The following is a 25440-nucleotide window of genomic DNA, read 5'->3' as shown; positions in this document are numbered from 1 at the left end:
CTTGCGAGCCGGAGGCGAAGCAATCTACCCGTCGACGGATGTGCTCCTGGATTGCATTGCCCCGCGCAATGACGAGGGGGATGCGAGAAGGACGTAGAGCATAAACTCACCCGCGATTAACGTGCCGCGAGCGCTTCAAGGACGACAAGCCCTACCCGTCGCACAAGGAATCATTCGCCGGCAGCAATGAGCGCGACAGCAACCGCCGGCGCGCAGGATGAAACCCACGCCTGATCGGCACCTGGAGCGACGAGGTTCTCCAGATCGATGAACTCGCGCGCGAGTCGACGCGCGAGATGCACAGCGATGAAGCGGCCGACACCACATCCTACGACCGGCGCATCATCGGGGAGTTCTCCGCGGGAGAGAACTTGTGCAGCGGCATCGTGCAAAAGACGCAATTGCGTCTCGGCGAAATAGGTCGCGAGGCGCCTCCATTCCTGCGCCGTCGCGTCCGACCGATCGCAGCCGACCATGCGCGCCAATCGGGTTTCCGTTTCCGGCAGGCTCTTGCCGCGACCGTCTGCAGATTCCTGCTGATCGGCATCAGGCGGGAGAGCGTCGATCAAACGATAAACATCCGCGGTCGTGGCGAAATACTCCGCCATGATCGATATGAAGCGCCCGCGGAACGGAACCTGTCTCGCCAGCGCCATGAGCGGTGTGCGAACGGCGCCCGTATAGATGAGTTCTCCCGTCTCGAGCCGTTCGACATCACTGTAGCCGAACGCTCTCGGCATGCCGTCTGCCACCGGGATCAGATCTGCAGTCGTCGAGCCCACATCGACGACGAAAGCCTCCGGACGATGGCGGCCGACGAGGCGAGCCGTCGCGTGCCAGTTCGCCGAAGCAATATCCGCGGCCGCGGCCGTGGCGGCTTCCGGGGGCAGGAAGCCGGACCGCCCTCCATAGATGCGGAGATCGCCTCGAAGCGTGCGGCCGGCCCATCCGACGAGTTCTGAGACGCCCTTCTCCCGGCCCGAGAAGTAATCGCACAATTCGCCTGTCATCGTGACCGCATGCGAAGCCTCGCCGCGCACCCAGTCGGGCAAGGCCGCAAAGGCCTCATCCAGCGCGTCGAGCCCGCGCCAGAGCAGACAAGGCACCTGCACGACTTCGCCCAGGCGGCCTTCTTGGACGAACGCCGCCTTCAGGTGAATGCCGCCTATATCCCAACCGATTGTCGGCCGGGCTTCCTTTCCATAAAGCTGAGGCATGTCGGTCAATGATCCAGATGCGGGCTGCGAGGCGATAGCGGCTTCAACGGACTTCACTGTTATACCGGTCATCGACCTGCTCCGCGGGACGGTCGTTCATGCGAGAGGCGGCGACCGGCAGAACTATGCTCCGATCGTGACGCCCCTCAGTCCGACCGCCGAGCCGGTCGCCGTGGCGGCAGGCCTGTTGCGCGCCGTTGCCGCGAACCACCTCTATATCGCCGATCTCGACGCGATCCAGGGGCACGGCGACAACCTGAAGGCTCTTCGGGACATCCGCGCCGCATTCCCGGATGTGGAGTTATGGGTGGATGGCGGCTTCTCGGACGAGGCGGCAATCCGGCCTCTGATCGAAGGGCAGATCGGTCGTCCCGTCATCGGCTCCGAAAGCCAGCGGGATTCCGGATTCCTCAAGCGACTTGGTGACGAGGCGATCCTCTCCCTTGATTTCCGCGGCGACGAACCGCTCGGGCCTACGCTGCTTCACGAGGCCCGGTCACTCTGGCCGAGAGACCTCATCGTGATGACACTCGGCCGAGTCGGGCTTTCCCATGGCCCCGACTGGCAACGCATTGCTGCCATTCGGGAGCAAGCGCCCGAGGCCCGGATCTTCGCGGCCGGTGGGGTGCGGGGCTGGGAGGATTGTCACGACCTACACCGGATGGGGGTCGCAGGCGCCCTGGTGGCCTCCGCGATCCATGACGGGCGTCTTCGCCGATCGTGACTGAGAGATATTGGAGAGAGGCCGTGTAAGCGGCCCGTCGTTTCAACCACCGAAGCCGAGTCCCGCACGGCAACAAAGCTGGAAAGGAGGCTTGGCGCCTCCTTTCCTGACCCAGGGGACACGAGTGGGGCCGGCTTTAGCTCCGCCCCATGAAGATGGCTGCCAGTCGCTGAAGCAGGCCTTTCGGAACTTCCGAAGGTTGAGTTTGCCCCGGACTGTTTCGTGTCTAAGCGCCTTCGGCCGCCTGGAAGGGGTGCTTCACCGTGTTGCGCTTATCAGTGACTTCCCGAGCGGTGGGCTGTCCACGCACGGCGCGCTGCAGCGCTTCCTTGGTGGCCTGATAGTTGTATTGCTGGATCTTGGCGTCGTCCGCTGCTTCCCAATGGATGAAGACGCCGACGCAGATGAACAGATCATCCGCCTCATCGGCCGGGATGATGCCTTCAGCAACCGAATCCTGCACCGCCATGGCGACAGCGTGCTGAGCCGGGCCAAACATCTGGACGGCCTGACGCGCGTCGTTGATGGTGACCTTGTTGAACATCAATGTGTTGGGCTTGCAGGGCAGGTTCGGAGCGATAACCGCCAGAAGCGAGGTGAACCCGTGCTTGTTGTTCGTCAGGCTATTGCAGAACGCCGTTTCGGCTGCGCTGCCGCGCGGTCCGATGATCAGGTCGATGTGAGCGACCTCGTTGCCGTCGCCGACGAGCGACTCACCCACCATTACCTTGTTGATCGTCGCCATCTTTAATACCTCCCGGGAGAAATGACCAACAGCCGCTCGAGGCCGAGCGGAACTCTCTATCCTTGTTGACAGCGTTCGGGCGCGCCGAACCGGTTGGCCAGATAGCGGGCTGCAGCCTAACCCGTCACTCATCGGTCGACAAGGTCGATGTCACCTCGCAGGGAACAAAGGAGTGCATCGGCGAACAGCGTCGCCACTGTGAAATCCGCACTCGTGCCGGGATTGAGCCGGCGCTCCTTGAGAGCAGCGTCGAGCCGAAGCAGAGCCTCGACGGGCTTTGCGGAAAGGTCGAGACTGCGGACGGCCGATCGAACCTCCGCACACACGGCCTCCGCCTGGCCAGTCCCATATTTGCGGGCGATGTGGGTGTCCGGAATCCGGCCGAGGAATTCCAGGTATACGGCCGTGGTGCACCAGGAGATTTCGAGCCCCCGCGCGCGGGCCTCGGCAAGGGCCGGCAGCCCGATCACGAACAGATCCTCGAAATCGGTCACATAGGCGCGCGCGATCCGGTCACGCTCCGCCGCCTCGCGCATTGCCGTGAGGAGGTCGATCCGGGCAGGCTGGTTGACGTCATGAGACCTGGCCTTCCCGAGGCCGGCCGGCGATGCGATCCGGATCGCCTCGAAGACCGCGGCCGCATCCTCTCGATCAAGTCCTTTCAGGACCTCTGCGAGACGAGGCCTGAAAATCCCGCCCATTTCCGCCGCTACGGCGAGGGGCGCGCAGAGGAGCAGAATTCCGAGATTGGTGTTCGTGCCAACCTCCGTGGCGGTGGCGCGCGCTGCTGCGAGAATTCGCGCTCCGACCCGGTCCCCTGCCTGCGTGAGGGGACCGGCCGTGACGAGGGTGCTTCGCTCGAAGTCGTCGACCACCATGCCGTGACCGTGCGCATAGACATGCACGTTCCCGGGCTTCAGTGCATCGAGTTCCGCCCGGCAGGCGAAACGATAGGCCTCGGCGATCCTGGTCGTAGAAATTCCTGCGGTCATTGCGATGCGACGAGCCGGACGGGCGCCACCGCACCTCGCACCGAATCGAGGAAGGACCGCGCCACCACCTCCGCGATGTCGATATCCGTCACCCGCTGCAGGCCGGACCAGGCCGGCATGCTGTTGACCTCGAGCACCAGATAACCTCCGGCCCCGTCATCGATGAGGTCGACGCCGCAATAATCGATCGTAACGGCGCGGGCCGCGGCCGTCGCGAGTTCCGCAGCCGCGGCCGGAACCGCCCACGGAATCGGCCGGCCACCCTGATGCACATTGGTGACCCACGTGTCACCCTCGCGAATCATGCCCGCGACGGCTCGTCCTGCGCACACGAAGATGCGGTAATCGCGCCAGGGGATGCGCGCGTTGTCGACCATTCGCTGCAGGTAATAGACGCGCGATACCTCTTCGAGCTGCGGCAGATCCTCCGGCCTCTCGACAAGACGCAAGCCTTTGCCCTGCGAGCCGAAGAGCGGCTTGAGGACGAGGGGCGTCCCTTTCCGTGCCTCGCGCGCGACGATGTCGGCTGCCGCATCCCGGCTCGAAACCACGAAAGTGTCCGGCGTCGAAATGCCATGGCGCGCCAGCAGAAGACTGGTCATTCCCTTGTCGACGCACCGCTCGATTCCGACCGGCGAATTCCACACCGTAACGCCTGCCGAAACCATGGCATGGAGCACGCCGAGCCGCATCGTGGTAGCCTCGAAGGTGCCGCCCGACACGGTGCGCAGCAGCAGTCCATCGGGCAGCGCATCACCGAAGCCCGGCACATGCACGGGCTCACCCGATCCCGTGACGATCGTCACGTCGGCAAGGGAAATCAGCATCGGCTCGACACCCAGTTTCCTGAAGGCGGCGAGCAATTGATTTCGGTGCCATTCGCCGTTCTCGACGGCGAGCGCGATGCGCATCACAATTGTCTCACGCGAAAGAGGCGTCGACGAGATCGGGGGCGAGATGCCCGCCGCGATAGCTGTGGCCGCTTCCGAGGGCTGTGACGATTACCTCGGCGGGGCTGAAGAGATGCGCATCGATCGCGTAGAAATCGCTGCCGAAGCGGCTGAAAATTTCCGCAAAGGGTGCGCCATAATCCCGCGACGTGGTGCTCGGCAGGGCTTCGGCGAGTTGGCGCGCGTCGGCATCGTCGCCGGTCACGAAGAGTTGCACACGGCCGCCATAGATGATCGCGTCATTGGTTCGCCCCATGGCGGCGACGAAGTCCGGCGCCGGCGGAGCAAGAGGCGCCGCGCCAAAACCATCCACGACCCGGTCGAGCGGAAAACCCAGCGCGTGAACCTTGTGAAGTGCGACCTCCAGAACGCGAGCGACGACCTGCGTCGATCCTGCGAGGCTCTGGGTGGGAGCATAGATGAACGTGACAGCGCTCTTATCCACGCCCGCTGCCGCGGCCACCTTTTCGACGACGCTTCTCGGCGGCGGCTGATCGGCCTCCAGCACCAGGGCGATTCGCTCGGCTGGGTCCCGATATGAGAGTTCCTCGAACAGGGACTCGACGGCAGCGGCCGCGCGCCCGGGACCGGAGCCCAGGGCAAAGAAATTGCCTTCCTCCGGATCACCCTGGAGGCTCCATCCCGCATACTGGCTCGCGAGGCAGGCCATGACGGGATTCGCGGTGTGGACGTTGACCGAGAACGGCCAGCGCGCAACCGGGCCGCTCGGGCTCAGAGTGACGGTTCCGAGTCCACCGAGGCAGATTTCGGCGATCCGCCGCCCGGCCTCAACGGAACCGAGGGCGCCTGCACCAGCATCGATCATGCAAGGCGCGCCCGGTTCCGCCGATACGGCGAGACGCAGCGCCGATCTGTCCGAGATCAGGCGGTCAACAAGCGGCGCAGCAAGCGCGTTCACGCTCGGGCGATCCGACACAGCAGCCATGTTCGTATTCCTCTATGCGAAGCGTCCGACGGACGTCTTGAACGCGGCGGTCGAGGAGGTCGAGCGCCGCTGCAGCATTGTCCCCATCTGCGAACACGGTGCAGACAGGGCCATCGGGCGGGATGCGGGAACCGGGTTCCGGGCGATCGAAGACGTGATCGGGCCAGTCGATGACCGGAACATCCGGAAGGGGTCGGCTCGCGTAAACGATCGTCGTCGCAGCAGCGCGGGGCATGCTTTCGATGGGAGGAAGCCGGCCGAGGCAAGCTTCGATGTGGTCGAGCAGCAGCGGCCTCGTCCGCCTATCGAGGACATCGAGGGTCGCTCCGGGACGGGGATTAACCTCCAGAAGCCACCAATTTTCGCCATCGACGAGACAATCCGCGCTGGCGAGGCCCTGGAGACCCGTCTCGGCGACGATCGCATCGAGACCGCGCTTCGCCTCGCGCATGACCGTAGGCGGACAGGCGCCCGGATAGAGGCCCCCCCCGAAACGATGTGGGGCGCGCACCGAGGGTGAAGTCCATTGCGCCGTGACCGCGAACACCTGCGCGCATCGGCCGTCGGCGAGAAACGCGAAGGAACGCTGCTCCCCGACGACGCGCCGCTGGTAATAGGTGCCGTCCTCCGGAAGGCCGGAAAGAGCAGGGCCGATATGCGTTCCGCCGGATGCCCCTGCCCTCTTCGCGAGCCAATTGTCCGGATCCGCAACGGATCCGAGGCTCACGGCCGGATGCTGGATACCTATCCGGTCGAGGATTGCTGCGAACCGGATCGGGTCCTTGAGGATGCGGAGCGTATTTGCGCCGGCGCCGAACAGACGAAATCGCGACGCAATGGTCTCGACCACATCCGGCGCGGCCTCGAAGCCGCTCCCGAGCACGATTCCGATCGGCTCGCCCTCGGCAGCGGCGACGAGTTCCTCCAGCGCGCCCAGCACGCTCGTTCCATCGATGCTGAATCCGAACTGTCCGCGCAACGGGCGGTAGTGCTCCGCGAGCGCCCGCGTGTCCGTGTCGCCGAACAGATCGGCGACCAGCGGGCGCAAGCCTGCGCGCCGTGCCGCTGCCGCCAGCGCCCGGCCCGATTGCGCGGCAAGGAGGATGAATCCTCCGTCAGCCGGCAATCCGGACGGCGAGTTCGTAGGCATCGCGAAAATCGAGCACGAGGGGCTGGTCCGCCTCCAGCATCCGCCGGAAGAGGCCGGCTTCCGTCTGGTATTTCACGTTGCCGATTGCGAGGGCGCCGACACCGACGCCGCGTCCACTTGGAAGCGGCTCACCCGCGGCCTGCACATCGACTCCGGCGATGCCGGCAGGCGGCACCGCATTGACATCGGCCGCGACGAGAAGGCGGTTCGCCACGGTGAGATCGTCCTCGGTCAGGACCTGCACGCCTGCCGCTGCGGCGGAGAGGATGATGTCTGCCTCCCGGCTCACCTCGCGCCGCAGATCGGCCGTGGAGCCGTCGACAGCCTCCACCTCGACATCGAACCGCTCCTTCATGGACGATGCGATGCGGGCGACACGCTCCCGGCCGTCATAGCCGACCAGAACGGGGTGGCCGCCTTGCTGTGCGACGAGCACGGCGGCGCAATAGGCCACGACACCGGTGCCGCCGAACAGCACGACTCTCCGGCCTGCCAGATCCTGGCCTGTCTTCTCGCGCAGGACTTTCGAGACGACGGCGACCATTGCAGCGCCCGTCGTGAAAGACCCCGCCGGATCTGCAAAGACGTGAAGCTGGAACGGTGGCACGAACGCATTGCGGGCTACGTCGACCATGTCGAGCGCCATCTCCGCATTTTTGCCGGCGATGAAAAGGCCCGTGCGAACACCGTGCTGCGGAGCGCGCGAGAAAATGGCGTCCTGAACCAGCGATGCGACCTCGCTGACCATCACGCCCGTATAGGGCACGATAACATCGAAGCCTGCATCGGCCGCCATGTTCACGTCGAACGGGCTCATGTGCTTCAGCGGCGTCAGCATGTGGAGGATTGAACGCGTCATCGAATGAGCCTCTCTTCTAATGCAGATCGATCGAGTTTGATGATGTCTGCGCCACGGTTGCGCCCTCGCGTCACGAGGAAGCGCAACGACTCGTCTGCGTGGCGACCGAGCTCCTCGACGGCTTGGCAGGCATCTTTCTCCGAAGCCAGAATGGCAAAGCCCGTGGGGCCCCAGGAGCTTTGGCCGACACCTTCGACTCCCATCGCTTCGAGGCGGGAAAGTGCTGCTGCCACAGCCGGGCTCGTGAATCGTCCGCCACCCTGGAACGGTGCGAAATGGTCGCCGAGACGGCGCTGGATTTCGGTAATGCCGCGCCCGAAGGAGCCGATATCGCCGAGCGCGAGCGCAGGCAGAACCTGCATAACCGCAATCCGGCACAGAGACGCGGCTTCGGACTGGGGGAATGGCGGCAGGTCGCGGAACGCCGCCGCCTCGGCCGTTCCGTGAATCCCGTCCTCTCGCTCGTCGAGGATCAGGAGGACGCGCCACGGTTCGGGAAAGTTCAAGCGGCTCAGGATAGGCGGCGGCTCGCCGGTCTGGTCACGGCCACCGTCGAGGATGAATCCGCCACCGGAGAATGCGGCGAGGCCGACCCCTGATCGATTGCCCCGATCGAGCGCGGCGGCTGCCTTTCTCAAATCGAGGGACTTGCCCAGAAGCTCGGCCACCCCGCTGACGATTCCCAAGGCGAGCTGCGTGCCGGAGCCAAATCCGGCATGGGCCGGAATCTCAGCTTTCAGCCGGACGTCGAACCGGTCCGATACCTTCAGGAATGCGCAAGCCAGTTGAACGATCCTTGCGATGCGCTCGTTCTCTTGCACCGGAGCCGGTCCGTCCGGAGCCCGGAGGATGAGAAGTTCCGCCGCCGGGTCGTCAAGCGCCAGCCCGAGACTTCCGAAACGTCGTCCGAGGCTCCCGTTGAGATCGAGGAATCCAAAATGCAGTCGTGCCGGAGCGCGGACGCGAATGGCATAGGTCGCATCACTCTCCGCTTCGTACAACTCACACCTCCCGATCCACTACCGAAAACCAATCACATAGGGTCAAGCCTGGTGGCAACCAGCAATGTTCTTATGAAACTCTTATGATCGTTGCTGATCTGCTCTTGATATCTCCGCTCCGGATGTCTTGAGTGCTTGCTTGCTCTCCAAGGAGAATGCAAAGCTGCCGCGACGAAAGCGAAACTCATGACAGCATGGATTCGAGGACAGTCAGCGACGTTTGACGACGCCGTGGAAGCAGCTGCGGATACGATTGCTGCCGCTCGCGCGCCGGTCATCGCCGGCCTCGCCGCCGATGTCGACTGCATTCGGGCTGCTTATCGGCTGGGCATGGAGATCGGCGCCTCGATGGACCCCATCAGCTCTCCCAGCCTCTATGCAGATCTGGCTGTCCTCGCGAGCGCAGGCACCATGTACACGACGCGGAGCGAAGCAATCCGTCGGGCTGATGTCGTTCTCGCCATCGGCTCCAAGGCCGCCCACGCGCCCCTGACGCAGACGCTCCGAACGTCCGAGGCCACGGTCGGTCGTGGGTCCGGGCCGAGATCCGTGATGGTGCTGGCAGGTGGGCAGGATCTGTCCGATGGGGATATCGGCTTTGTGGTCGATCGGGATGAACTCCCGACCGCTCTCGGGCTTCTGCGCGCCCTGACCGGGGGGCGCATCGAGCGCGATCACCCCTTCGCGGAATGGACGCAGAAGCTCAAACAGGCGCAATTCGGCGTCGCCCTTTATGACCCGGAGGAAGTCGGAGATTTGGCGATTGAGACCATGCAAGGGCTCGTCGTGGATCTGAACGAGACCACCCGGTTCTTCGCCGTTTCGCTCTCCGATCCATGGCAGGGCCAGGCCGTCCTGCAGGTCGCCACCTGGACGACGGGAATGGCTCCCCGCGTAGGATTCGGCCGCCCGATTCCCGAGCATGACCCCTGGCGCTTCGACGCGTCGCGGCAGGCCAAAGCCGGTGAGGTCGATGCCGTCGTCTGGCTGGCCTCCCTGGAAGCTCCCCAACCCGATTGGGTCCGCACCATTCCCTCGGTCAGCCTCGTCGGGAATGCGCGCGGTGACGAAGGTGACGTGGTCATCGCCGTAGGCATCCCGGGCGATACGACGCCCGGCGTGCTCTGGCATGACCGCGGAGCCCTCGCCTTCCGCGACGCCGCCCAACCCGGCGAGGCGCCTTCCGCAGCATCCGTGATCGAGGATATCGGACGGGCCGTGCAACGGAGACAGGGTATCGAATGCTGACCCGAATCAAAGGCGGACGGATCGTCGATCCGGTCCACGGCCGTGATGCGGTCGGCGACCTGTGGATCGAAGACGGGCATGTGGTCGAACCGCCCGCCGATCCGAAACCGGATGAGATCATCGATGCGAACGGCTGCGTGGTGATGGCCGGAGGCATCGACGTTCATTCTCATATCGCGAGTGGAAACGTCATCCTTTCGCGGCTGCTGCTGCCTGAATATGCAGTCGCCGAGGCACCGTCTCCGGACTTGTACCCCTTCGCAGCCATCCGTCGCTCCGCGGCCGAGGTCGGGTGCTCCTATGCGTGCATGGGATACACGACGGTCATCGAGCCGGCGCTCGCACCCGTACAGGCGCTCACGACGCATCTCGAACTCGCCGACATACCGCTCATCGATCGCGGCGCGCTCAGCGTTCTCGGCAACGACGATCTGTTGCTGAGCCTGTTGCGCGAGCGCGAGAGTCCGCAGGCCATCAATGATCTCGTTGCGCTCACGCTCGCGACGTCGCGCGGCCTCGGGGTCAAAGTCATCAATGCAGGCGGTGCCGTCGCTTTCAAGGAAGGAGCGACGAAATTTGACCTCGACGACGAGGTCCCGAGCTATGGACTGACTTCGCGCCGCATTCTCACGGCCCTTCTGAATGCCGTCGAGTCGCTCGGCGTCCCGCACCCGCTGCATGTCCATTGCAGCAACCTGGGGATCCCGGGGGCGGACAAGACGCTCGTCGAGACGATGGCTGCCTCCGAGGGGCGCAGGATCCACTTTGCCCATGCTCAATTCTATAGCTATGCGGAGACGGAAGGTGGCGGCTTCACCTCCGCGGCTGCACGGGTATGCGACGCGCTCGCCCGGCATCCGAATGCGACGCTCGATGTCGGACACGTCGTCTTCGGGCCGACCTGCACGCTTTCCCTCGATATCCTGAGACAATTCGTGGGCCGCAAGGGCGCCGATCCGCGCAAGTGGACCGTGGTGGCGGGAGATGCCGAAGGGGGCGGGCTCGTGCCCTTCGTGTATCGCCACCGCAGAGGCACCAGCGCCCTGCAATTCGCCATCGGCCTCGAGCTGATGCTGCTCTCGCCCGACCCATGGCGCGTGCTGCTGACGACCGATCACCCCAACGGCGGCCCGTTCACGGCTTATCCCAGGCTTCTGCATCTCATGATGGACAAGGAGGAGCGGGACCGGGAACTCTCCAGAATCCATCCGGTCATCCGGGATCACTCGTCGATCATGACGATCGACCGAGAGCTTACGATGCAAGAGGTAGCGATCATCACGCGGGCTGCCCCCGCCCGGCTCCTGGGCCTCAAAGACCGCGGACATCTCGGGGCCGGTGCCCGAGCCGATGTCGCCGTCTATCGGGACATCCCGGATCGGACGGCCATGTTCAGCGCAGCCGAGGCCGTCTGGAAGGCCGGGAAGCTCATCGTCCGTGAAGGGGAAGTCGTGGATCGCGCCGATGGCAAGACCCTGTCGCTCGGCATCGACGTCGACGAGGGCATGGCTCGGCGCGTCGACGCCTATCTCCATGATCGCTTCGGCGCCGGGCTCGAATCCTTCAATGTCCCCGCGGATGCATTTCGCGACAGGGATCCGTTCAGGATGGAAGCATGCCTGAACTGACCCTCAACGGCATCCCTGTCGAAGATACCTTCGCCGAAGCCTTCGACATGGCGGCAACGGTCATCATCATAACGGCCGATACGCCGGCCTGGGCGATGATCGCGGCTACCACCATGACGGGTTTCGCAACATCGGTCATCGGGTGCGGGGTCGAGGCGGGCATCGATGCGGAGCTGAGCCCCGATGAGACGCCGGACGGCAGGCCCGGCGTGCGGGTCCTGCTCTTCGGCTTCGACCCGACGAGCCTGGGCCAGCAGCTCCTGAAACGCGTCGGCCAATGCGTCCTTACCTCGCCGGGCTCGGCGTGCTTCGCTGGCGTGCATGAGGGGACTCGCCTCAAGCTCGGCGCCTCCCTGCGGATGTTCGGCGATGGCTTCCAGGTCGCCAAGCGCCTCGACGGAAGACGCTTCTGGCGCATTCCGGTGATGGACGGCGAGTTTCTCTGCGAGCACGACACCGGCTCCGTGACGGGAGCGGTGGGAGGCGGCAATCTCCTCTTTCTCGGACGGACGCAGGCCGGCACGCTGACCGTCGCGGAAGCTGCGGTCGCCGCCGCTCGGAAGGTTCCGGACGTCATCCTGCCATTTCCGGGCGGCGTCGTCCGTTCGGGCTCGAAGGTCGGGGCTCGCTATGAGGGGATGATCGCCTCGACGAATGACGCCTATTGCCCGACCCTGAAGGGCCGGCCCCGCTCGGCGCTGCCTCCCGAGGTCGGCTGCGTCCTGGAGATCGTCATCGACGGCCTCTCGGCAGATGCCATCGCGGCCTCGATGCGCGAAGCCCTGCATGCCGCGACGGCCTGCGGCGAGGCTCATGGTCTCGTCCGGGTCACGGCCGGCAATTACGGCGGCCAGCTCGGTCGGCATCACTTCCACCTGAAGGACCTCGTGTCATGAGCGCGATGCGCTTGACATTGCGGGAGCAACCGCCCGAGCGCCTCGACCTTTCGGTCATCAACCCCGCCTCTCTCGCGGGGCTCGGCGAGCGGGAAATCGCGGAGCTCGATGTCGGCACGTCCCGGACCGGCGTTCGTCTCGGCGATTGCTTTACGATTGCGCCCGGAACACTCGACGAGATCCGGATCGAGGGCGGGTCGTCGCGCTTCGACAATCTGGGCCTGGGCCTTGCGGAGGGCACGATCCGCCTCGAGGGCGATGCCGGCCAGCGGCTTGGCTTCGGAATGAGCGGTGGCGAGATCCATGTCTCCGGTTCCGTCGGCCCCTATGTTGGTTCGGGAGCCACGGGCGGCCTCATGACCATCGGCGGAGATGCTGACGATCACGCTGGCGGAGCCGTCCACGGCGCCAAGAGCGGCCTGTGCGGCGGCACGATCGTGATTCGTGGGCGGGCCGGGGCTCGGGTCGGCGATCGCATGCGGAGCGGCCTGATCATCGCGGAACGGACCGGCCCCTATGCTGGCTCGCGCATGATTGCCGGCACGATCGTAGCCGGAACGGTCGGCGATCATCCGGGTTATGCTATGCGTCGAGGCACGCTGCTCGTCCGGGAGCATGGAGTTCCGGTGCCGAGCTTTGTCGAGACGGGCGTGCATCGGCTGGTCTTCGTGCGCATCCTCGAGCGCGTTGTGCGGCCGTTCGCTCCGCATCTCGCGGAGCTTGCCCGCGAGGATCTGCACCGCCGGGCTGGGGATCTCGCCACGCTCGGCAAAGGAGAGCTGTTGACGCCGCACCAGTGAGCGGGACGCTCGCCCTGGCGGTGTGCGGCAATGCTCGTATCGCGCCTGCATGCGCGGAGAGCGCAGTCCAGTCGTGACGGAACCCGCACGATGCTGATCTTGATGTCGATTTGTATGCTGGCGAATCCTGGAAATTGCCGCGAGGAGCGCCTGAGTTTCTCCCTCGAGCCGGCAAGCGCCTTTGCCTGCATGGTCCACTCGCAGGAGGTCATTGCGGAGTGGCAGCAGTCACACCCCACCTGGCGGGTCAATAACTGGCGGTGTGTGGCGCGAAGCAAGGCGGAGACCCCGATCTGATCCGGCTTCCGCCCCCATCTTCCGTCAGACGGGACGAAAGACGTCATGTGGTGAGTGCAAGATCAGGATGAGGACCTGACCTGCACGATGCTGACTGGCAGGATCGCGTCTGAGCCCCGCGTCCCGATAGCGCCTTGCTGCAGAGACTTGGCCTGACAATCTCTGAAGGCTACTCCACCTTCACAGAAGGTGGCTGGAAGAGTCAGGCGCTCGCATGAAGTCATTGAAGGGACGCTTTGGTCTCCTGCTCGGCGGCACGGCCCTCCTCGTCATCCTGGCTGCCGCGGGTCTGTTCTGGGCGCTCCATGCAACCGAAGCCGCCGTTGAGAGAACCCTTGCGGCGCAACACCGCCTCGACCTTCTGGCAGAACTCTCGGGGAGGCTCGCCGATTATGGCCTCGCGGCCGTAGATACTGCCAATTCATCTGCGCCCAGCCCTGAGCGACTCGGGGCGCAGCGGGCAGAAGCCCACCGCGCTCTGACACAAGTGGAAACGGCGATCATGCGGGGCGCCGCCGAGGCCAATGCTCCCGGCCCGACCGAGCTTGCGAACCGGGGCCGTCTGCTTGCCCGTCTTCAGGCGGCGGTCAATCGCCTCGATGCCGATATCGAGCATGCCATTGCGCAGCCTGATGCGAGCCTGCGCGGGGATGCCATCCGCGGTGCGCTGAATGCATTTGCCACCATGAACGGGCCTTCGCTCTCCTTTCTCATCGATGCCGAGCGGCGGGGGATCGAGCTTGCATCCGCAGACGCACGAACTCTCGCCAGCCGGTTGCGAGCCGGCGCGGCTCTTGCTGCCGCAATCGCTCTTGCGGCGATCGTCTTCATCCACCGGACCATGACACGTCCCCTTTTCGCGCGGCTTTCGGCGATCCAGGAGGCCGCATTGGCAATCGCGCGCGGCGAGCTCGGAACCCGCCTGCCGACGCAAGCCCGGGATGAGCTCGGCCTCCTGGGCGCGCACTTCAACCGAATGGCAGCCCGCCTAGCCCGACGGGAGCGTGAGGTCGCGAGAGACAAGGCTGCCTTGGAGGAGACGATCACGCAACGCACGGACGATCTCGTCCGGGCGAATGAGCAGCTCGCGACGATTGATCAGGCGAGACGGCGCTTCTTTGCGGATGTCAGCCACGAATTGCGGACACCGCTCACGGTCATTCTCGGTGAATGCGACATCAGCCTGAGGACGCTCTCGAGCGACGAGGACTACCGGAACGTACTCACGACGATCCGCAAACGCGCGCAGCGCCTGCACCGGCGCGTAGAGGATCTGCTCCGGGTAGCACGGTCCGAGTCCGGGCGGATCGAACTCGATCTGCGGCCCATCAGCGTATCTTCCGTGCTCGCCGAAGCCGTCGAGGCAATGAGTGCCGAAGCGAGGCGCCGCGATATCGCTCTTACCCTGGAGCCAGGCCCTGCCGACCTGGAGGTGCTCGCGGACCGTGACTGGTTGCGACAGATCGTGGAGGGGTTGATCGACAATGCCCTCCGGCACGCGGTAGGTGCATCCCGGGTGCTGCTCTCCCTGCAACAGCGTGGCTATGAGGCAGAGATCGCGGTAACCGATGATGGTGCCGGATTTCCCGCGGCCGGGGAGGAGCTCTTCGAGCGGTTTGCGCGCGCCCCCGAACGGAAGGATCCCTCCGGCTTCGGAATCGGGCTCGCCTTGGCACGCTGGGTCGTGGAGCGGCACCACGGAGAGATCCGCCTCGAACAATCGCTGGGTGGGAATCCCGGAGCGCGGGTCGTCATCCGAATCCCCCTGGAGCGAAAGGAGCAGGTTGCGTGACGCGTATTCTGGTCGTGGAGGATGATCCCGATATCCGCTCGATGCTCGAGCGCGGGCTGACCGCGGAGGGCTTTACCGTATCCGCGGCAGAACGGGCGAGCGAGGCTCTTGCGGATGCTCGGGAAACGACGCCCGCGGCGGTCGTGCTCGATATCATGCTCCCCGACAGCTCGGGATACGACATCTGCCGATCCCTGCGCTCGGAAGGCTTCGCGGGCCCGATCCTCTTCCTGAGTGCGAAGGACGAAGTGAGCGATCGCGTGCAGGGACTCTCCGACGGGGCCGACGACTACATCGTCAAGCCCTTTGACTTCGCGGAACTCGTGGCTCGCCTGAGGACGCAGCTTCTGCGGCGTAAAGGCTTGGCGGAACGCACCACGATCACAGCCGGCCGTCTCTCTCTCGATCTCGTGATGCGGCAAGCCCGGTTCGGCGCGGTGACGGCACGCCTCACGCAGAGAGAGACGGAACTTCTCTCCCTGCTGATGCATTCGCCGAACCGGCCGCTATTGCGAGGCGAGATCTTCGACGAGCTCTGGGCAAGCCATGGCGGGCTTTCCCTGAACGTGGTCGATGTCTATGTCGGATATCTCCGGATCAAGCTCGGGGATATCGCTCGCGCGGGTGGTCCGATAATCGTGACCGTTCGGGGGCGCGGCTTCATGCTTGATCTGCGGGAGGCGAGTTCCGATTCCTGATAAGGATCTCCCGATGCGCGAGGGCAATCTGCTTTTCTCTTGCTTCCGCGCTGTGAAGAAACCATAGTGTCCATGTAGCAATGGTGCGCTACGCAATGTTCTTATGATTTTCTTATGATGAAGATCGTAAGAGGTATACGGAGGAATACGATGAAGTGGCTGAAACCCGCTGTCCGTGAATTCTGTGTCGGGATGGAAGTAACGAGCTACGACTCGGCTGAGATCGAGGATACGCTCCACTAACGTGCTGAGAACACGTCGCGCGGAATTCGACCGTGCAGGCGATCGTTCTCGGCTCTGCAGCGGGCGGCGGAGTTCCTCAGTGGAATTGCCGCTGCCCGATCTGCCGTTTGGCTTGGGCCGGTGATCCGCGGGTCAGGACTCGCACCCAGTCCAGCCTTGCAGTCTCGCCCGACGGCGACCGGTGGCTGGTGGTGAATGCCTCGCCCGACATCCGGCATCAGATCGGCGCCACCACCGCACTGCATCCGCGAACCGGGCTACGCCATTCACCTCTCGAATCCGTTCTCCTCACGAATGGCGACGTCGACCACGTGGCGGGACTGCTCACCCTGCGGGAGAGTCAACCGTTCCGGCTCTACGGCACGTCGGAGATCCTTGCCGCTCTTGCCGGCAATCCGGTTTTCGACGTCATGGCGCCACGTTTCGTGACTCGGAGCGAGGTCCGGCTCGAGCAAGCCTTCGAGCCGCTGAAGGGCTTGACCGTGACTCTCTTTCCAGTTCCCGGAAAGGTGCCTTTGTGGCTCGAGGACGGCAAGGATCCCGTGATCGGCGAGGCAACGGAAACGACCGTCGGAGCCCTGATCGAGTCGGATGGACGCAGGATGGCTTATGTTCCGGGCTGCGCCGCGGTGACCTCGGACCTCCGCGCGCGTGTCGAAGGCGTCGAGACGCTCCTCTTCGACGGCACGGTGCTTTACGACGACGATCTCATTCGCGCCGGTGTCGGCGAGAAAACGGGTTGGCGGATGGGGCATGTCCCCATGCAAGGTAGCAATGGCTCGATCAACGCACTCGCGGACCTCTCGATCGGGCAGAGAATTTTCGTGCATATCAACAATACCAATCCGGTTCTGATCGAAGATTCGGCAGAGCGTCGCTCCGTCGAGCAGGCCGGATGGATCGTGGCCCATGATGGGATGGTGATTAACCTATGACAGCGTCTCCCGCCCGCTTCGATTCCAGCCTCTCGGATGGCGGTGCCGTCTTGTCACCGGCGCAACTCGAGGCGGCACTGCGTGATATAGGTGCGCGGCGCTACCACAACCTGCATCCCTTTCATCGTCTCCTGCACGGAGGACAACTCGACCGCGACCAGGTGCGCGCCTGGGCGCTGAACCGCTACTACTACCAGGCGATGATACCCGTGAAGGATGCGAGCGTCCTCGCCCGCATGCCCGATCCGGAGCTGCGCCGGATTTGGCGGCAGCGGATCATCGACCACGACGGTGAACGAGAGGGCGACGGCGGAATCGAGCGCTGGCTGCGGCTGACCGATGGGCTCGACCTGCCCCGGGACTACGTGATGTCCACGAAGGGCATCCTGCCGGTGACGCGCTTCGCCGTGGAAGCCTACGTCCATTTCGTTCGGGAGAAATCACTTCTCGAGGCGATTGCCTCGTCGCTTACCGAAATGTTCAGCCCCAACATCATTTCGGAGCGAGTCGCAGGCATGCTCGCGAATTACGACTTCATCTCGAAACAGACTCTCGCCTATTTCGAGAAGCGCCTGTCGCAGGCGCCACGCGATGCGGATTTCGCGCTCGACTACGTCAAGAAGCATGCGAGGACTCCCGAGACGCAGAGATGCGTTCTCGACGCGCTCACGTTCAAATGCGACGTGCTGTGGTCTCAGCTCGACGGCCTTTACTTCGCCTATGTCGAGCCGGGCTTTCCGCCCCCCGGCGCCTGGGTGCCCGGAGCGGAGCGCGGAGAGTGACCGGGCTTGCGAACACCGATATTCCACGCCTGCCCCGTGGCGTGAGGATGCGTTTCGATGCGGTGCGCAACGCTCACGTGCTGCTTGCACCCGAGCGGGCTTTCGATCTCGACGAGATCGCGACGGAGGTCCTCAAGCTCGTCGACGGTCAGCGGAACGTCAGCGCCATCGTCGATGAGCTTGCCGCCAGGTTCGATGCCGACCGCAAGGTCATCGAAGCCGACGTGATCGAAATGCTCGCGGATCTCATGAACAAAAGGGTCCTCGAGCGCTGACTCGACCCTCTGCCTCGGGATCCTGAGGCGGATCCGCGGTGGTCCGCCACCCGGAGGGATATGACATGACAGATGCACTTGGCACTTCGCCTGCCCCGATCGGCCTTCTCGCCGAACTGACCCATCGCTGCCCGTTGCGCTGCCCCTACTGCTCGAACCCCCTCGAGCTCGATCGCCGATCGGCGGAACTCGACACCGAGACCTGGCAGCGCGTTCTGAGCGAGGCGGCGGCGCTCGGCGTGCTGCACGTTCACCTCTCCGGCGGCGAGCCCACTGCCAGGCCGGACCTCGTTGAGATCACGGCCCACTGCACGCGCGAAGGACTGTACAGCAATCTCATCACCTCCGGTGTGGGACAGGCGCTCGCGAAGCTCGATGCCCTCGCCGATGCAGGTCTCGACCATGTCCAGCTCTCGATCCAGGCCGCCGATGCCGCAAACGCGGACCGGATCGGCGGGCTCAATGGCGCCCATCGCCAGAAGCTCGCCTTCGCGGATCGCGTCGTCGCACTCGACCTGCCGCTCACGGTCAATGCCGTCATCCACCGCGGCAATATCGACGAGGTGGAGCAGCTCATCGACCTCGCGGTCGCGCTGGGGGCGAGGCGCCTGGAAATTGCGCATACGCAGTATTACGGCTGGGCTTACGTGAACCGGGCGGCCCTCATGCCGACGCGAGCGGACGTCGACCGTTCCATTGCGGTTGTCGAGGCAGCCCGCGACCGGCTTGCCGGCCGTCTCGTGATCGACCTAGTGATCCCCGACTATTATGCCGCCTATCCCAAGGCCTGCGCGGGGGGCTGGGGACGCCGGCTGATGAATGTTACTCCTTCGGGCAAGGTGCTCCCTTGCCATGCGGCCGAATCCATTCCCGGCCTGGAATTCTGGAACGTGCGGGAGCATTCCCTCGCCGAGATCTGGAGCCGGTCACCGGCCTTCCTCGCTTATCGGGGGACCGAGTGGATGCCGGAGCCTTGCCGCAGTTGCGAGCGCCGGGAACGGGACTGGGGCGGATGCCGCTGCCAAGCCCTTGCGCTGACCGGGGATGCGAGCGCGACGGATCCCGCCTGCTCGCTATCGCCCTACCATGCCAAGATCAGGGAGCTCGCCGTCACCGAGGCGGGAGCAGCAAAGCCGCCACCCTACGTGTATCGCACGATCGGAGGTGTCCCCGTCCGTCAGACCGAAGGAGAACTCGTGTGAGGCAGTTTCACCGAATCGCGGCCGTCCTGCTGCTGCTATCCGGAGCCGGTGCCCTGGCTCAGGAACGCCAGCCGGCCGACCTGCTCTTCGAGACGCCTCACTGGCAGACCGCGGTCGCCGGGACCGAACTGGTCTATCATTATCAGCGATCCACGCCGATCGAGCCCGCCCTTGGCCCTTCCTTCGATGACAGGATCCGCCTTACCCTCGAGGCCGGTGCGAGCGATGCGAAGCGGACCGTGAAGGTGCAGATGTTTTCCGACGGCCGACGCCTTCCTGCCGGTCCTTTCGAGGATGTCGAAGGCAATCCGGTGATCGTGCTCTTTCTGGAGCATCACTTGATCGATCTAGCCAAGATCCTCAAAGCCAACCCGCGCTACCTGAAGAACGCAATCCGCGCCGGCCTCCGCGAGAAGGCGGTCATGACGCCGGAGACCGCCACGGTTCGCGGCCGCTCCGTAGAGGTCACACGGATCGAGACCCGGCCCTTCCTGGACGACTCCCACAAGGATCGCATGCGGGGCCTGGAAAGCCTGACCTACACTTTCGTCACCTCGGATCAGGTGCCGGGCGCGATCCTATCCATCGAGGCTCGGGCCACTGCAGCGGACGGCGCCGAGCTTCTCCGCGAGACTTTGACCTATGAGCCGTCATCCAGCTGAGCGCCATCACCACCCGGGAGCCATTGTTCTGAAACCCAACGGGAGAGCGCAACTCATGACCAGATCGCTTGCCGAGTGCGGCATCGCTGCTGGAGCGCTGTGGCTCGGCCTGCTCGTTTCTGCCGGAGCCGCGGAGACGAACGACTACCCGACCAGCGCCCGTGCCGAATACGTGTTCGGCTGCATGGCGGTAAACGGGCAAACTCGCGAGAGCCTGGAGCACTGCTCCTGTTCGGTCGATGTCCTGGCCTCGATCCTGCCCTACGACAAGTATGTCCAGGCCGAGACCATCCTCTCGATGCGCCAAGGCGTCGGCCAGCAAGCCGCTACCTTCAAAAGCGTAAAGATGTTCGACGACATCGTCGCGAACCTGCGGCGTGCTCAGGCTGAGGCGGAGATCCGCTGCTTCAGGTAGGCGTGATCGGGCTGCGTGAGCTCTCGACGTCAGCGCCGCCACCCTCAACCGGATCACACTTACGCACTCGACCCCGGGAAGGTCTGCCTGAACTCCCGCCCCTGGGTATCTTTCGCCTCGACGGTGACGGCCTCGTCGCTGGGAGTATAGGAGAACCGGAAGGTGGGATCCTCGCTGATCGAGATGCCCCCCTCCATCGTGAAGAGGGTCCGGTCGCCCTGGCGGACCGACAGGGTTTCGACATACCAGGCCGGCGTGTAGAGGCGCGTGATCTGGTCCATCTGCAGACCGGAATAATTGGGGTGTCGCACCTGGACTTGCGCCTCGCCCCGCTCCGGATAGGTGCGGAAGCGCATCTGCCCGAGATTGGCCAGCGCTTCGGTCGGGTCCTTCACGGCCGGCGCTGAGCAGCCTCCGGCAGCCTTCACATAAGCCTTCGTCATGTGGAGCGTGCCGTCGCTCGTTTCGGCAATCGCCCGCACGAAGGAGTAGGAGTCGACCCGGACGCGCAGGGAGAGATCGAAGGCGCGACGGCCCTCCGGAAAGGAGAATGTCCCGACGACGGGTGCAGGATTTTCGTCCACGACGAGAGTCAGCTTCGTGACTTGCCGGGGGTCGCCCTCCGGAAGCTTGACATGAAGCTCGATCGGCACGATGGCGGCGTCCTCGGCCCGCTTCGGAGCGACCAATGTGAGGAGCCCCTCACCTTCCTGCGGAAGCCGGTCGCCGATCGCATTGGTTCGTATCTCCGACCAGGTCGCCTCGCTTTGAGCAAAGCTTGGGCCCATTGCAAGGAACAGGCCCGCGAAGGCGACGCTCCCGAGGACGGCTCGGATGGAACGCGAAGGCATGGACGCTCTCCTGGTCTGAAGGTCAACAATCTATCATATCGGATCTGGTCGGCGAACCGGCATGCAGCAAGGGGACGCTTGTGCCCTGCATCCGTTGCGCTCAAAAGGGGCGAACTCACCAACCAGTCAGGACAGTTATGGTGACGAACGAAACCGAAGGGCATGCCCCGCGGATCGCACTGCTTCCGGATCTCGGCCGGAGAACGCTCATCATGGGCATCCTGAACGTGACGCCGGATTCCTTTTCGGACGGTGGTCAGTTCGAAGCCCTCAATGTTGCGGTCTCGCACGCAAGATCTCTTCAGGACGAGGGAGCCGACATCATCGACGTGGGCGGCGAATCCACACGGCCGGGCCATGTTCCTGTTTCCGCTGAGGAGGAACAGCGGCGGGTGCTGCCCGTCGTGGAGAGCCTCGCGAGAAGCGTGACAATCCCGATCTCGATCGATACCTACAAGGCCTCGACCGCACGACTTGCCCTGCAAGCCGGTGCATCGATCGTCAATGACATCTGGGGGCTGCAGCGCGATCCGGACATCGCCTCGGTCGCAGCCGAATTCGGCGCGCCGGTGATCATCATGCACAACCGGGAAGAGATCGACCCCACGATCGATATCATCAGCGATATGAAGTCGTTCTTCGATCGCTCGATCGAGCATGCCCGGCGAGCCGGCATTCCCGACAGGCACATCATTCTCGATCCGGGAATCGGCTTTGGAAAAAGCTGGGACCAGCATCTCGAGGCATTGCGGCGCTTGCCCGAGATCAGGGCCCTCGGCTTTCCTGTCCTTGTAGGAGTATCCCGGAAATCGGTGCTTGGCCGTATTCACAACACGACGACCGCGCCGAAGGACCGGCTGTACGGTTCCATTGCAAGTCACGTCATGGCTATCTCCTACGGGGCCGACATCGTGCGCGTCCACGATGTGCGGCCCCATGTCGAAGCCTGCCAGGTCGCGGATGTCATCAGAGGGCGCAATACATGACTGACCGGATCCTCGTCGATCGCATCGCCATTTACGCCTATCACGGCGTTCACGCGGAGGAAGAACGGCTCGGGCAGCGGTTCTATGTTTCACTCGATTGCTGCCTCGACCTTCGGGCTGCCGGGGAACATGACGACTGGCAGAGCACGATCTGCTACGTCCAGCTCACCGAGCTGGTCGGCAGTATCGCGACCGGCAAGCGGTTCAAGATCATAGAGGCGCTTGCCGAAAACATCGCACAGGCCGCCCTCTCCACCTTCCCGCGCCTCGAGGCGATCACGGTCCGTGTCGAGAAACCGAGCGCGCCCGTGCCCGCGATCATCGATGGGGTCACCGTGGAAATCACGAGACGCCGCAATGGCTAGGGCTTATCTCGGCCTCGGCAGCAATGTCGGCGACAAGTCCGCCATGCTGCGGGAGGCCCTGCGGCGGCTTGACGAGGCTGCCGGCGTGAAGGTCGTTTCATGCTCCGGATTCTACCGGACGCCCCCCTGGGGCAAGACGGACCAGGACTGGTTCCTCAATGCGGCCGCGGCCGTGGAAACCGATCTTGCGCCCCACGACCTTCTGGAGGTCTGCCTGAGTGTCGAGCGTTCCCTCGGGCGTGTACGAGACGAGAAATGGGGACCGAGGCTTATCGATATCGATGTCCTCGTCTATGACGGACGTCATGTGGCGGACGAGACGCTCACCCTGCCCCACCCGCACCTCGCCGAGCGCGCCTTCGTTCTCGTTCCCCTCGCCGAAATCGCGCCCAATCTCAAGATTGGAGAATCGAGCATCGCCGAGGCTCTGGCGCGCGTGGACAGGGGCGGCATCGAACGGGTGAATGATCTGTAGAAATCGCGGACGCTGCCAATGCGGGTCGCCTCGAAACCCGCCACAGGTTATCGCGACCGCATCGCGGGCCGTGCGGCACGGCCCTACGGGGCTTTCTCGACTTTCTCGAGCGGGAGGTCTGCCTCTTTCCAGCCTTCGGTACCCTCGGGGTACCAGGACACTGCGGAGTAGCCATAGGTCATGGCACGCTTTGCTGCGTTCCATGACATCCAGCAATTCCGTTCGCAGAAAAACACGAGTGGGCGGGTTCGGTCGCCGCCCGTCGCGGTATCGAGGCCGTGCTGGAAATAGGCGCTGGTTTCAGCGGCAATCTCGCCGAAGCCGACATTTGGCAGCCAGATGGCTCCCGGAATGCTGTTCCGCGGCGGCACGCGCCAGAGCGTATCGGGCGGCAGGTTAGCCGGTCGTGGGGGCTGCGGCAGAACATCCACGAAGATGGCCGCCTGCTGCTGCCAGAGCGACTTAGCCTCGCTTGTGTCGATGACCTTGGCACCAGTGAGAGTTGCAGGCGTTGGCGCGCGATAGTTCTCGAGACGATAGCCTTCCGGCTCGGGCGGCGCATCGGCGAGGGCCGGCTGGAGAATCCCTGGGAGCGCCGCGACCACAGCCAGGTACGCGGCCCTCATTGCTTCGCCGTCCCATTACCCTCGGACATGGTAATGAGGTGGTTCTCATCGTCGAGGAGCGGGACCCCATAGTCGAGAAGAACGCGCCGGATATCCGCTTCGCGTCGGCGCAAGACCCTGTTGAGGGTATGTTTCCATTCGTTTTCCCGCGGGCGGATGCCCAAGCCGATCCAGTAGGCGAGCGGCGGTCGCTCCGTTTCGTTGACGAGCGGGACCACTTCGACCTCGCCATTCGTCTGCTTTGCAAGGGGGCCGCCGATCGGACCCCAGAGGATCCCGGCATCGATCCTGCCCGCGAGGAGATCGGCCATCATATCCTGGGCCGGTGCCTCGTAACGGCGGTCGACGAGTAGCGAGTAGGGCTTCGTTTCGGGGAGCAGTCCGAGTTCCTGGAGATGATCGACGGGCGGAGTTGCCGCGATGACTCCTATCTTTTTCCCCTTGAGTCGAGGGTCGGCCAGTTCCTTGATCCCGCTGAGTTCTCCGCCCCGCTTGACCAGGAGGGTGTAGACAGATCGATAGTAGGGATTGGAGTGCTGGACCAGTTCCGTAGTGATCGCATAGCCGATGATTACGTCGCAGAGCTTAAGCCCGAGGGTATTTCGGACGAACCCGGGCCCTTGCGAAAGCCAATAGTAGCGAACGCCGATCTTCAGCTCGTCAGCGATGATCGAGGCGATCTTGTTCTCGAAGCCTTCTCCCTTGCGGTTCGAAAGCGGCATGTTCGCCGGGTCGGCGCAGACGCGCAGGACATCGGGCGTCACGAGATCGGGGATCTGCTGGGCTGCAGCCGGCATGATTGGCGCAGCCCAGAGAGGCAGGAAGGTAAGCGCGGACATTACCGCGCTTACCCGCCACGTTTTAATCGCCAAGACAGGCTTTTTCGGCATCGATCGCCGCCTGGGGCTTATCTTCGCGCTTCATGGGCCGCCCGCGACCGATCGCCCCGTCGCCGCGTGCGCGAAGATAAACGTAGATGTCGTCGAGGTAACAGACAACGTTTTTATTGGTACCGAACGAAGGCATGACGCTCTGCGATCCGGTGGTGACGTTCTCCCGCCCCTGGATGATGACGGCAATGAAATCCTGGTAGCTCAACCGCTCGACGCTCTCGATAAGAGCTGGAGCATAGGTGGAGCCCATTCCATCCGGCCCGTGGCAGACATGGCATTCCGCATGATAGCGACGGAAGCCCGAGTAGGTATACCAGTCAACCGTTCCGTCCGGCTTTACGTTGTACGTCGGATTTCCCTCGGCATCGAAGTATTTCCCGTCCTCCTCGCTCACCGGCTTCTTCGGCTCGGCTTGGACGGCCGGAGCGACGGCAATGAGGGATACGACGCTCAGGACGGCCGCCTGAATCGCGGAGGCTCTTGATACTCGAATCAACGCAGGTTCTCCCATTGATTGCGTTCGAACAGAGTTCGCAGACAGTGGATTGCTCCGCCCGCCGATGTTTTCAGCTTTCGCTCGGCTTAGCGAAGCGAGGATGGGCGACAGATCACGTCAGTCAATCTGCCTCTAAAGCAAGATCCGCAAAAGTGAAACCCGGTATTCCAGAATGATCAGACTCCCGCAAGAAATCGGGATCGGGTGCGATTTGGCCTGGGATGAGCCAGCCCCACACGCAAACCGGCGCGGCAGAGCCGCGCCGGCAACTTTCGAAGAGATGTGCCCAGG

General features: G+C 64.1%; 27 protein-coding genes and 1 pseudogene. 16 read left to right on the top strand and 12 right to left on the bottom strand.

The features are described from left to right. Positions 1–170: 170 nt before the first annotated feature. On the bottom strand, positions 171–1217 hold the full coding sequence (locus BN1233_RS21875; RefSeq protein ID WP_046865719.1) for a hydantoinase/oxoprolinase family protein: 1047 nt from the start codon (positions 1215–1217) through the stop codon (positions 171–173). On the opposite strand from BN1233_RS21875, the gene BN1233_RS21870 reads away from it, so the two are divergent. After that, positions 1216–1941 (top strand): HisA/HisF-related TIM barrel protein, encoded by a 726-nt coding sequence (locus BN1233_RS21870; RefSeq protein WP_046865718.1) that lies wholly within the window; start codon positions 1216–1218, stop codon positions 1939–1941. The two genes, BN1233_RS21875 and BN1233_RS21870, sit on opposite strands and share 2 nt — an antisense overlap. Positions 1942–2167: 226 nt before the next feature. Here BN1233_RS21870 and fae read toward each other — a convergent pair whose 3' ends face one another. The 7 genes from fae to BN1233_RS21835 all read right to left on the bottom strand — a co-directional run bounded on the left by fae (position 2168) and on the right by BN1233_RS21835 (position 8584). Continuing rightward, positions 2168–2686 carry a formaldehyde-activating enzyme gene (gene fae, locus BN1233_RS21865; protein WP_046865717.1) on the bottom strand — a complete coding sequence of 173 codons (519 nt, stop codon included), beginning with the start codon at positions 2684–2686 and terminating at the stop codon, positions 2168–2170. Between the two features lie 128 nt (positions 2687–2814). Then, positions 2815–3678, bottom strand: coding sequence for a triphosphoribosyl-dephospho-CoA synthase (locus BN1233_RS21860; protein WP_046865716.1), 864 nt, complete (start codon positions 3676–3678; stop codon positions 2815–2817). Next, complete coding sequence (locus tag BN1233_RS21855; protein ID WP_046865715.1) at positions 3675–4589, bottom strand: ATP-grasp domain-containing protein; 915 nt, start codon at positions 4587–4589, stop codon at positions 3675–3677. Before BN1233_RS21855 ends, BN1233_RS21860 begins: the two co-directional genes overlap by 4 nt. 10 nt (positions 4590–4599) lie before the next feature. Next, positions 4600–5574 carry a methenyltetrahydromethanopterin cyclohydrolase gene (mch, locus tag BN1233_RS21850; RefSeq protein ID WP_046865714.1) on the bottom strand — a complete coding sequence of 325 codons (975 nt, stop codon included), beginning with the start codon at positions 5572–5574 and terminating at the stop codon, positions 4600–4602. Continuing rightward, a complete protein-coding gene (locus tag BN1233_RS46055) occupies positions 5519–6724 on the bottom strand; it encodes an ATP-grasp domain-containing protein (RefSeq protein WP_063776659.1) in 1206 nt (401 codons plus the stop codon). Before BN1233_RS46055 ends, mch begins: the two co-directional genes overlap by 56 nt. Further along, positions 6690–7583 carry an NAD(P)-dependent methylenetetrahydromethanopterin dehydrogenase gene (locus BN1233_RS21840; RefSeq protein ID WP_046865713.1) on the bottom strand — a complete coding sequence of 298 codons (894 nt, stop codon included), beginning with the start codon at positions 7581–7583 and terminating at the stop codon, positions 6690–6692. Before BN1233_RS21840 ends, BN1233_RS46055 begins: the two co-directional genes overlap by 35 nt. Then, positions 7580–8584 (bottom strand): beta-ribofuranosylaminobenzene 5'-phosphate synthase family protein, encoded by a 1005-nt coding sequence (locus BN1233_RS21835; RefSeq protein WP_046865712.1) that lies wholly within the window; start codon positions 8582–8584, stop codon positions 7580–7582. Before BN1233_RS21835 ends, BN1233_RS21840 begins: the two co-directional genes overlap by 4 nt. Before the next feature lie 231 nt (positions 8585–8815). On the opposite strand from BN1233_RS21835, the gene BN1233_RS21830 reads away from it, so the two are divergent. From BN1233_RS21830 to BN1233_RS21765, 12 genes and pseudogenes are all read left to right on the top strand, one after another. Beyond that, a complete protein-coding gene (locus BN1233_RS21830; RefSeq protein WP_244470790.1) occupies positions 8816–9832 on the top strand; it encodes a molybdopterin-binding domain-containing protein in 1017 nt (338 codons plus the stop codon). Continuing rightward, complete coding sequence (locus BN1233_RS21825) at positions 9826–11460, top strand: formylmethanofuran dehydrogenase subunit A (protein ID WP_046865710.1); 1635 nt, start codon at positions 9826–9828, stop codon at positions 11458–11460. The genes BN1233_RS21830 and BN1233_RS21825 overlap by 7 nt, the downstream gene beginning before the upstream one ends. Next, positions 11448–12356, top strand: coding sequence for a formylmethanofuran--tetrahydromethanopterin N-formyltransferase (fhcD, locus tag BN1233_RS21820; protein WP_046865709.1), 909 nt, complete (start codon positions 11448–11450; stop codon positions 12354–12356). Before BN1233_RS21825 ends, fhcD begins: the two co-directional genes overlap by 13 nt. Before the next feature lie 5 nt (positions 12357–12361). Then, on the top strand, positions 12362–13156 hold the full coding sequence (locus BN1233_RS21815) for a formylmethanofuran dehydrogenase subunit C (RefSeq protein ID WP_425311738.1): 795 nt from the start codon (positions 12362–12364) through the stop codon (positions 13154–13156). A 511-nt stretch (positions 13157–13667) separates the two neighbouring features. Further along, positions 13668–15245 (top strand): sensor histidine kinase, encoded by a 1578-nt coding sequence (locus BN1233_RS21805; protein ID WP_046865706.1) that lies wholly within the window; start codon positions 13668–13670, stop codon positions 15243–15245. Continuing rightward, positions 15242–15943, top strand: coding sequence for a response regulator transcription factor (locus BN1233_RS21800; protein ID WP_046865705.1), 702 nt, complete (start codon positions 15242–15244; stop codon positions 15941–15943). The genes BN1233_RS21805 and BN1233_RS21800 overlap by 4 nt, the downstream gene beginning before the upstream one ends. 150 nt (positions 15944–16093) lie before the next feature. After that, the gene (pqqA, locus tag BN1233_RS21795) at positions 16094–16186 is read left to right on the top strand and encodes a pyrroloquinoline quinone precursor peptide PqqA (RefSeq protein WP_046865704.1); all 93 of its coding nucleotides are present in this window, start codon (positions 16094–16096) and stop codon (positions 16184–16186) included. Between the two features lie 32 nt (positions 16187–16218). Then, the gene (gene pqqB, locus BN1233_RS21790) at positions 16219–17121 is read left to right on the top strand and encodes a pyrroloquinoline quinone biosynthesis protein PqqB (RefSeq protein ID WP_046865703.1); all 903 of its coding nucleotides are present in this window, start codon (positions 16219–16221) and stop codon (positions 17119–17121) included. Next, positions 17118–18178: pseudogene (gene pqqC, locus BN1233_RS21785) on the top strand (pyrroloquinoline-quinone synthase PqqC). The gene pqqB and the pseudogene pqqC overlap by 4 nt, the downstream one beginning before the upstream one ends. A 65-nt stretch (positions 18179–18243) precedes the next feature. Continuing rightward, a complete protein-coding gene (gene pqqE / locus BN1233_RS21775; RefSeq protein WP_046865700.1) occupies positions 18244–19380 on the top strand; it encodes a pyrroloquinoline quinone biosynthesis protein PqqE in 1137 nt (378 codons plus the stop codon). Continuing rightward, positions 19377–20042 (top strand): hypothetical protein, encoded by a 666-nt coding sequence (locus tag BN1233_RS21770; RefSeq protein WP_052763872.1) that lies wholly within the window; start codon positions 19377–19379, stop codon positions 20040–20042. The genes pqqE and BN1233_RS21770 overlap by 4 nt, the downstream gene beginning before the upstream one ends. Positions 20043–20097: 55 nt before the next feature. Next, positions 20098–20457 (top strand): hypothetical protein, encoded by a 360-nt coding sequence (locus BN1233_RS21765; protein WP_046865699.1) that lies wholly within the window; start codon positions 20098–20100, stop codon positions 20455–20457. Between the two features lie 59 nt (positions 20458–20516). Here BN1233_RS21765 and BN1233_RS21760 read toward each other — a convergent pair whose 3' ends face one another. Continuing rightward, entirely contained in the window at positions 20517–21308 is a 792-nt protein-coding gene (locus BN1233_RS21760) for a quinoprotein dehydrogenase-associated SoxYZ-like carrier (protein WP_046865698.1), read from the bottom strand. A 137-nt stretch (positions 21309–21445) separates the two neighbouring features. Here BN1233_RS21760 and folP point away from each other — a divergent pair, with 137 nt between their 5' ends. Genes folP through folK form a run of 3 tightly spaced genes read left to right on the top strand, consistent with a single transcriptional unit; the run spans position 21446 to position 23134 of the window. Continuing rightward, positions 21446–22294: a dihydropteroate synthase gene (gene folP, locus BN1233_RS21755; protein ID WP_046865697.1), complete on the top strand. Its 849-nt coding sequence runs from the start codon at positions 21446–21448 to the stop codon at positions 22292–22294. Next, positions 22291–22659 (top strand): dihydroneopterin aldolase, encoded by a 369-nt coding sequence (folB, locus tag BN1233_RS21750; RefSeq protein ID WP_046865696.1) that lies wholly within the window; start codon positions 22291–22293, stop codon positions 22657–22659. The genes folP and folB overlap by 4 nt, the downstream gene beginning before the upstream one ends. Then, positions 22652–23134, top strand: a complete 483-nt coding sequence (gene folK, locus BN1233_RS21745) for a 2-amino-4-hydroxy-6-hydroxymethyldihydropteridine diphosphokinase (RefSeq protein WP_046865695.1) — start codon at positions 22652–22654, stop codon at positions 23132–23134. The genes folB and folK overlap by 8 nt, the downstream gene beginning before the upstream one ends. 83 nt (positions 23135–23217) lie before the next feature. Here the strand turns inward: folK and BN1233_RS21740 are convergent, their stop codons facing one another. The 3 genes from BN1233_RS21740 to BN1233_RS21730 are packed head-to-tail and all read right to left on the bottom strand — an operon-like array spanning position 23218 to position 25089. Continuing rightward, on the bottom strand, positions 23218–23760 hold the full coding sequence (locus BN1233_RS21740) for a PQQ-dependent catabolism-associated CXXCW motif protein (protein WP_046865694.1): 543 nt from the start codon (positions 23758–23760) through the stop codon (positions 23218–23220). Continuing rightward, positions 23757–24599, bottom strand: coding sequence for a substrate-binding domain-containing protein (locus BN1233_RS21735; RefSeq protein WP_244470791.1), 843 nt, complete (start codon positions 24597–24599; stop codon positions 23757–23759). The genes BN1233_RS21740 and BN1233_RS21735 overlap by 4 nt, the downstream gene beginning before the upstream one ends. Positions 24600–24621: 22 nt before the next feature. Further along, positions 24622–25089 (bottom strand): c-type cytochrome, methanol metabolism-related, encoded by a 468-nt coding sequence (locus tag BN1233_RS21730; protein WP_046865848.1) that lies wholly within the window; start codon positions 25087–25089, stop codon positions 24622–24624. Between the last annotated feature and the right edge of the window lie 351 nt (positions 25090–25440).

The sequence above is a fragment of the Microvirga massiliensis genome (genome assembly GCF_001006805.1).
GTDB classification, from domain to species: domain Bacteria; phylum Pseudomonadota; class Alphaproteobacteria; order Rhizobiales; family Beijerinckiaceae; genus Microvirga; species Microvirga massiliensis.
This window is presented reverse-complemented; position numbering and strand designations above follow the sequence as displayed.